This is a genomic window from Actinotalea sp. C106, assembly GCF_023630195.1.
In the GTDB taxonomy this organism is placed as follows: domain Bacteria; phylum Actinomycetota; class Actinomycetes; order Actinomycetales; family Cellulomonadaceae; genus Actinotalea.
Genome location: NZ_JALPKN010000176.1, coordinates 1 through 6,766, shown reverse-complemented (window position 1 = coordinate 6,766; position 6,766 = coordinate 1). Strand labels below are relative to the sequence as shown.

Sequence of the window (6,766 nt, the reverse complement as noted above, 5' to 3'; positions counted from 1 at the left end):
TGTCCCGGCCGCGAGGCCCTCGGCGTACCACTGGGCGTCGCCGCGCGGGTCGGCCCCGCGCTCGCCGGCCATCCGGAACCCGGCGAGCAGGAAGGTGCGGGCGAAGCCCTCGAGCCCGTCGACGTCGCGGCCGTACCCGCCGGGCGCTCCGGGCAGCTCGATCCGTGCGTGGTCGGGGGAGCCGTAGGGGCGCACCCCGGTGAGCAGGTCGTCGGCGAGGGCGGCCCAGCGGGCCCGGTCCCAGCCGGTCAGCGGGCTGCTCGCCGGCCGGGACGGCGTCGTGGACGACGCGCCCAGGGGTGAGTGCGCAGACCCGGTGCCCTTGACGCGCATGGTGCTCCTCCGCGGATTCGCCGGGGCGCCGTCTGGGCGCTCCCGGCTCGGATGCCCCTTCACCCCGACCCGACGGAGTCAATCGCTCACAAACTCACAAGGTCAAACATGGAGGCATCTCGCTCTGATCGCCTCTGATCGTCTACCCATGGTTCCTTGCTCGCAGGTCTCGATGAGTCGGGCACGCCGCGGTGGACCTGCTCGTGAAGCGGATCGCCGACCCGCACCGCCCGGTGCACCGCATCGCGATCAGCCCGCAGCTGATGGTCCGCGAGTCGACCGGACCGGTAAGCCCGCGGTCCTGATCCGGGCCGGGCGCTGACCCGGGCCCTGTCCCGGGCCTATAGTCGACCCCACAATCGAACACGCTGCTCGAACCACGGCGGGAGAGTCCTTCCCGCACGTCGGCGAGGCGCCGAAGGAGCAACCCTCCCCGGGAATCTCTCAGGCCCACGTACCGCCGTGGCGAAGCAACTCTGGAAAGCGGCCGCGCCCTCGGGTGCGGCTCACCGACGGTGCAAGTCGGCGCGCCCCGGTGCCTCACGAGGCACACGGCGGACCGGCAAAACTCTCAGGTCGCCTGCCTCCGGGCCGGTGGATGACAGAGCGGGGAGGTCCCTGACCCCGTCCGGCGCGCGCCGGGCACGTCCCCCCGGAGCGTTCGTGAACCAGCCGCACACCTCAGCCGCCGAGGGCTTCGTCGACCGCCACGTCGGCCCTCGCGACGCCGAGACCGCCCACATGCTCGCGACCGTGGGCGCCGAGTCCCTCGAGGCCCTGATCGACCAGGCCGTGCCCGCGAGCATCCGCCAGCCGCGCCCTCTCGACCTGCCCCCCGCCCGCGGCGAGAGCGAGGTGCTGGCCGAGCTGCAGCGCATCGCGGGCCGCAACGAGGTGCTCACCTCGATGATCGGTCAGGGGTACCACGGCACCACCACCCCGCCGGTGATCCGCCGCAACGTGCTCGAGAACCCGGGCTGGTACACCGCGTACACCCCCTACCAGCCCGAGATCAGCCAGGGCCGCCTCGAGGCCCTGCTCAACTTCCAGACCGTCATCAGCGACCTGACCGCCCTGCCGGTGGCCGGGGCCTCGCTGCTCGACGAGGCCACCGCCGTGACCGAGGCCGTGCTGCTCATGCGCCGGGCGGTCAAGGGCCGGCCCGAGGGCGTCGTCGTCGTCGACGCGGACACCCTGCCGCAGACCCTCGCGGTGCTGCGCGGCCGGGCCGAGGCCATCGGGCTGCCCCTGGTCGTCACCGACCTGACCGACGGGTTGCCGGCCGACCTGCCCGAGGAGGTCGTCGGCGTGGTCGTGCAGCAGCCCGGCGCCTCGGGGGTGGTGCGGGACCTCGCGCCGCTGGTCGAGCAGGCCCACGAGCGCGGTGCCCTGGTCACGGTCGCGGCCGACCTGCTCTCCCTCACCCTGCTCACCCCGCCCGGGGAGCTGGGGGCCGACGTCGCGGTCGGCTCGGCCCAGCGCTTCGGCGTCCCGCTGTTCTACGGCGGCCCGCACGCGGCCTTCATGTCGGTGCGCCAGGGCCTCGAGCGCATGCTCCCGGGCCGGCTCGTCGGGGTCAGCACCGACGCGGACGGCGCCCCCGGCTACCGGCTGGCCCTGCAGACCCGTGAGCAGCACATCCGCCGCGAGAAGGCCACGAGCAACATCTGCACCGCTCAAGCCCTGCTCGCCGTCGTCGCCTCCTTCTACGCGGTGCACCACGGGCCCGACGGGCTGCGTGCCATCGCCGAGCGGGTGCACTCGCGTGCCGTGACCCTCGCCGAGGGGGCGCGGGCGGCCGGCGTCGAGGTGGTGCACGAGCGCTTCTTCGACACCGTGCTGGTGCGCGTCCCCGGCAAGGCCGACCAGGCCCTCGCCGACGCCCGCGCCGCAGGCATCAACCTGCACCGGGTCGACGCCGACCACGTCTCGGTCGCCACCGACGAGACCACCACCGAGGCCCAGATCGAGACCGTCCGCTCCGTCCTCGCCCACGCCGGCGAGACCAGCTCCCAGGACGGCCGGACCGCCCGCGAGGAGGGCGAGCTCGGGCTCGAGGCTGCCCTGCGCCGGACGAGCGCCTACCTCGAGCACCCCACCTTCCACCGGTACCGGTCGGAGACGGCGCTGATGCGTTACATGCGGCGGCTCGCCGACCGGGACCTGGCGCTGGACCGCACGATGATCCCGCTGGGCTCCTGCACGATGAAGCTCAACGCCGCGGTCGAGATGGAGCCCATCTCCTGGCCCGGCTTCGCGAACCTGCATCCCTTCGCCCCCGCGGACCAGACCCGCGGCTACCAGGAGCTCATCACCGAGCTCGAGACCTGGCTCGCCGAGATCACCGGCTACGCCGCCGTCTCGGTGCAGCCCAACGCCGGGTCGCAGGGCGAGCTCGCCGGCCTGCTGGCCATCCGCGAGTTCCACAAGGCCAACGGCCACGGAGAGCGGGACGTGTGCCTGATCCCGGCCTCGGCCCACGGCACCAACGCGGCCTCGGCCGTCCTCGCCGGGATGCGCGTGGTGGTGGTCAAGACCGCGGCCGACGGCGAGGTGGACATGGCCGACCTGCGCGCCCAGCTCGAGGCCCACGCGCAGGACGTCGCCGCCATCATGATCACCTACCCCTCGACCCACGGGGTCTACGAGGAGCACGTGCGCGAGGTCTGCGAGCTCGTCCACGCCGCGGGCGGGCAGGTCTACATCGACGGGGCGAACCTCAACGCCCTGGTCGGCCTCGCGCAGCCGGGTGAGCTGGGCGGCGACGTCTCGCACCTGAACCTGCACAAGACCTTCTGCATCCCGCACGGGGGCGGCGGCCCCGGCGTCGGGCCGGTCGCGGTGGCCGAGCACCTGGTGCCCTTCCTGCCGGGCCGTGGTGTCACGCAGGTCTCGGCAGCGCCGCAGGGGTCGGCCGGGATCCTGCCGATCTCCTGGGCCTACGTCGCCCTCATGGGCGGAGACGGGCTGCGGCGTGCGACGGAGATGGCCGTGCTGGGCGCCAACTACCTCGCGACCCGCCTGACCGAGCACTTCCCCGTGCTCTACACCGGCCCTGGTGGGCGGGTGGCCCACGAGTGCATCCTCGACCTGCGCGCCCTGACCAAGGCGACAGGGGTGACGGCCGAGGACGTCGCCAAGAGGCTCATCGACTACGGCTTCCACGCCCCGACGCTGAGCTTCCCGGTGGCCGGCACGCTGATGGTCGAGCCCACCGAGAGCGAGGACCTCGCCGAGCTGGACCGCTTCTGCGAGGCGATGATCGCGATCCGCGCGGAGATCGCCGAGGTCGAGGCCGGGACGTGGTCCCTCGCCGAGTCCCCGCTGCGGAACGCGCCGCACACCGCCACCATGGTCACGGGTGAGGAGTGGTCGGCCCCGTACAGCCGGCAGACCGCGGCTTTCCCCGTGGCGGGCCTGCGCCAGGACAAGTACTGGCCGCCGGTGCGTCGGATCGACCAGGCTGCGGGGGACCGCAACCTCGTGTGCTCGTGCCCGCCGATCGAGGAGTACGTATGACGACCACCACCGACGACGCCGTCGAGCTCGGTGAGGAGCAGCCGCGCCGCTCCCCGCTGCACGAGGAGCACGTGGCCCTCGGCGCGACCCTGACCCCCTTCGCGGGCTGGCAGATGCCGCTGCGCTATACCTCGGATCTCACCGAGCACCACGCGGTGCGCTCCGCGGCCGGGCTGTTCGACCTGTCCCACATGGGGGAGATCCGCGTGGCGGGGCCCGGGGCCGGGCATGCCCTGGACCGCGCCCTGGTCGGCAACCTCTCCGCCCTCGCGGTGGGCCGCGCCCGCTACACCATGCTGTGCGCCCCCGACGGCGGGGTGCTGGACGACCTGGTCGTCTACCGCACCGGGCCCGAGGGCTACCTGGTCGTGGCGAACGCCTCGAACGTCGAGACGGTCCTGACCGAGCTGCAGGAGCGGTGCAGCGGCGTCGAGGTGACCGACGAGTCCGCGACCACGGCCCTGGTGGCCGTCCAGGGCCCGGCTGCCGCGGGGATCCTCGGACGCCTGGTCAGCGAGGACGGCCGCAGCGGGGTGAGCGGCCTGCGCTACTACGCGTGCACCGCGGCCCTGGTGGCCGGGGTCGAGGCGGTCGTCGCGCGCACCGGGTACACCGGGGAGGACGGCTTCGAGCTCTACGTCAGCCCTGAGGACGCCCCGACCCTGTGGCGGGCCCTGCTCGAGACCGGCGCCGAGGACGGGCTGGTGCCTGCGGGCCTGGCCTGCCGCGACAGCCTGCGCCTCGAGGCGGGCATGCCCCTCTACGGCAACGAGCTCGACACCACCACCACCCCGCACGACGCGGGGATGGGTCGCGTCGTCCGCCTGGACAAGGTCGACGAGGACGGCGAGCCGCTGGACTTCGTCGGTCGTGGTCCGCTCGAGGCCCGGGCCGGGTCGCAGCCCGCCCGCGTGCTGGTCGGCCTGCAGGGCCTCGGGCGTCGGGCCGCGCGGCACGGCTACGCGGTGCTCGTGCCGGACGGTCCCGTCGTCGGCGAGGTCACCTCGGGGGCGCCGTCGCCGACCCTCGGCTACCCGATCGCCATGGCGTACGTGACCCCTGAGGTCAGCGGCGAGGGCACCGAGCTCGCCGTCGAGGTACGGGGTCGGCCCGAGCCCGCTCGCGTCGTCCCCCTGCCCTTCTACCGCCGTCCCTGACCCGTGCCTGTGATCCTGAGGAGATCGTCGTGAGCAACGTGCCTGCTGAGCTGAAGTACACCGCCGAGCACGAGTGGGTCCGCGAGGGCACCCCCGTGACCATCGGCATCACCGAGAACGCCGCCGAGGCCCTCGGCGAGCTGGTGTTCATCGAGCTGCCCTCCGTGGGGGACCGCATCACCGCGGGGACCGTGTGCGGCGAGGTCGAGTCGACCAAGTCCGTCTCGGAGATCTACGCCCCTGTCACCGGGACGGTGGCCGAGGTCAACCAGGCCGTGGTCGACGAGCCCCAGCTGGTCAACGACGAGCCCTACGAGGGCGGCTGGCTGATCCGGGTCGACGTCGACGACGCCACCGGGCTGCTCAGCGCCGAGGAGTACTCGGCCCTGCTCGACGCCTGAGGCGGTGCCTCGTGCGGGGGTCGGCGCGCTGTCGCCGGCCCCCGCCCCGAGCCGTCGTCCTCCCCGGCGCAGGGCCCCGTCGGGGCAGATCCGTTGCTCCGATCAGGTGAACCTCTCACTCGATACGGTGATGTATCACACTGTCGTGACCTGCAACAACGCCCGTCCGGGGGGTTGAATTCTCACGATGATCATGGTCCGCAACCCCATAGTCACGAGATCGCGGGTGAAAACCGCGTCATGGCGGGTGAACTCACCGCTCTCTTCAGGTGTCAGCACGATTCGCGGAGCCCCCCAGCACCGCCGCCCCCTGGAGATTCTCATGACGATGGAACTGCAGCACATGGTCCCCACCCAGCGTTCGGCCGAGCCCCTCACCCGCCGTGAGCGCGTGATCCTCTCGAACCTCGACGAGGACGTCACCCTCGAGGAGATCGCCTCCAAGCTCTTCGTCACGCGCAACACCGTGAAGTCGCAGGTGCGCAGCGTCTACAAGAAGCTCGGTGTCTCCACCCGCGCCGACGCCGTGGCCTGCGCCCGTGAGATCGGCCTGCGCTGACCCGCTCACCCGGTGATCCGCTGACCGGCCGCCCGAGGCCGGTCGCACCAGCGGGCTCCGTGCGTGTCCGCGAGGTTCACGGCGCGGACCGACGACGGCGCGGGTAGTGTCGGAGCGCTCAGTCTCCGGCCCCCACGGGCCTCGTCCGAGGCAGGTGAACGTGGATCGTCCGGCCGTCCCGCCGCCGGGCGATGAGCACTGGGCGCCGGACCATCTGGTCCTGGCCCGGCGCACCCTGACCTACGCGGGTCGGCTGCTGGTCGAGCTCGAGGACGACGGCACCGTGTACGAGCACTCCCCGCTCGCCGGCATGGCGGCGGTCGAGCAGCGGTACCCGGCCTGGGCGATGGGGCCCTTCGGCCGGATCGAGCCCGAGCACGAGCTGCCCTCGGCGAGCGGCGTCTTCGCCCTGGTGCAGGGCGGCACCGCGCGCTACGTCGGGGCCTCGACGAACCTGAGCCGGACCTTCGGCGTACGCCACGGTCTGGGGGAGATCTCCCGCCGGGACTGCCAGCAGGCCACCGCGGAGGAGCGTTGCAGGCTCAACCGCCTCGTCGTGGCCGAGGCCCGAGCCGGGCGCACGGTCGACCTCTACGTCCTGGTCACCGGCCGGTCCAGCCGGTGGCGTCGCAGCACCGGTGAGGACCCCGCCCCGCTCGCGGCCCAGCTGGCCGAGGCGGCCCACGGGTCCTGGCACCTGCCGCGCTGAGGCGACGGGTCAGGGACACTGGTCTCATGAGCCGCGCCGACCGCCCCGTCCTGGTGGTCGCGGCCGCCCTCGTCGACGACCTCGACGC

The 6,766-nt window shown here is 73.1% G+C and carries 6 protein-coding genes and 1 riboswitch; of the genes, 5 read left to right on the top strand and 1 reads right to left on the bottom strand.

Features of this window, described 5'->3' with window-relative positions; genetic code table 11:
- Positions 1 to 333 (bottom strand): DUF2264 domain-containing protein (locus tag L0B03_RS12030; protein ID WP_250446048.1); only part of this gene is annotated, 333 nt, incomplete at its 3' end.
- Positions 334 to 706: 373 nt separating this feature from the next.
- Positions 707 to 803, top strand: a riboswitch (glycine riboswitch).
- A gap of 193 nt (positions 804 to 996) precedes the next feature.
- On the opposite strand from L0B03_RS12030, the gene gcvP reads away from it, so the two are divergent.
- The 5 genes from gcvP (at position 997) to L0B03_RS12005 (ending at position 6,678) form a co-directional block, all read left to right on the top strand.
- On the top strand, positions 997 to 3,852 hold the full coding sequence (gene gcvP / locus L0B03_RS12025; RefSeq protein ID WP_250446046.1) for an aminomethyl-transferring glycine dehydrogenase: 2,856 nt from the start codon (positions 997 to 999) through the stop codon (positions 3,850 to 3,852).
- The gene (gcvT, locus tag L0B03_RS12020) at positions 3,849 to 5,009 is read left to right on the top strand and encodes a glycine cleavage system aminomethyltransferase GcvT (RefSeq protein ID WP_250446044.1); all 1,161 of its coding nucleotides are present in this window, start codon (positions 3,849 to 3,851) and stop codon (positions 5,007 to 5,009) included. Before gcvP ends, gcvT begins: the two co-directional genes overlap by 4 nt.
- Before the next feature lie 29 nt (positions 5,010 to 5,038).
- Positions 5,039 to 5,410, top strand: coding sequence for a glycine cleavage system protein GcvH (gcvH, locus tag L0B03_RS12015; RefSeq protein WP_250446042.1), 372 nt, complete (start codon positions 5,039 to 5,041; stop codon positions 5,408 to 5,410).
- 322 nt (positions 5,411 to 5,732) lie between these two features.
- Positions 5,733 to 5,969 carry a LuxR C-terminal-related transcriptional regulator gene (locus L0B03_RS12010; protein WP_374204942.1) on the top strand — a complete coding sequence of 79 codons (237 nt, stop codon included), beginning with the start codon at positions 5,733 to 5,735 and terminating at the stop codon, positions 5,967 to 5,969.
- A 160-nt stretch (positions 5,970 to 6,129) separates the two neighbouring features.
- Entirely contained in the window at positions 6,130 to 6,678 is a 549-nt protein-coding gene (locus L0B03_RS12005) for a hypothetical protein (RefSeq protein WP_250446040.1), read from the top strand.
- The last annotated feature ends 88 nt before the right edge of the window (positions 6,679 to 6,766 follow it).

Excerpts from the sequence above, each read along its gene's own strand:
- L0B03_RS12010 (WP_374204942.1), top strand. The coding sequence starts at position 5,733 with ATGACGATGGAACTGCAGCACATGGTCCCCACCCAGCGTTCGGCCGAG.
- gcvT (WP_250446044.1), top strand. The coding sequence starts at position 3,849 with ATGACGACCACCACCGACGACGCCGTCGAGCTCGGTGAGGAGCAGCCG.